At 58.4% G+C, this 584-nt stretch carries 1 protein-coding gene; it reads left to right on the top strand.

What is annotated here, in order from left to right; genetic code table 11:
• On the top strand, nt 1-584 hold a 584-nt coding region (locus AC5ZGW_RS46785; RefSeq protein ID WP_496114218.1), incomplete at both ends, for a transposase.

The raw sequence follows: 584 nt of genomic DNA, 5'->3' as shown, positions 1-584 counted from the left end.
GGGCGCTTTTTCGGATCAGGGCGGATTATTTTCGTACATTTCGCCGGAGGCACGAGTTCCTGCGGACCATCCGCTCAGGAAGATCCGGCAGTTCGTCCGCGATGTGCTGACGGAGATGAATCGCGACTTGGGGAAGCTCTACGCGAGCGAAGGACGTCCCTCGACGCCTCCGGAGCAATTGCTGAGCGCGTTACTGCTGCAGGTGTTCTACGGTATTCGCTCGGAACGCCAGTTGATGGAGCAACTGGACTACAATCTTTTGTACCGCTGGTTTGTGGGGCTTTCGCCCGACGACCCGGTCTGGGACCCGACCACCTTCACCAAGAACCGAGACCGGCTGCAGAACGGCGGGGTGTTTAAGAAATTCATGACCCGGCTTCTGAACCATCCGCAGGTCAAGCCGCTGCTGTCGGACGAGCATTTCTCGGTGGATGGAACGCTGATCGAAGCCTGGGCGTCACAGAAGAGCTTTCGTCCCAAGGACGGTAGCGGTGACGATGATGGCGGCGCAAACTTCCATGGCCAGAAGCGCAAGAACGACACCCATGCGAGTACCAGCGATCCAAACAGCAGGCTTTACCGCA

This window comes from Bradyrhizobium sp. Crot121 (assembly GCF_059512385.1).
This window is presented reverse-complemented; position numbering and strand designations above follow the sequence as displayed.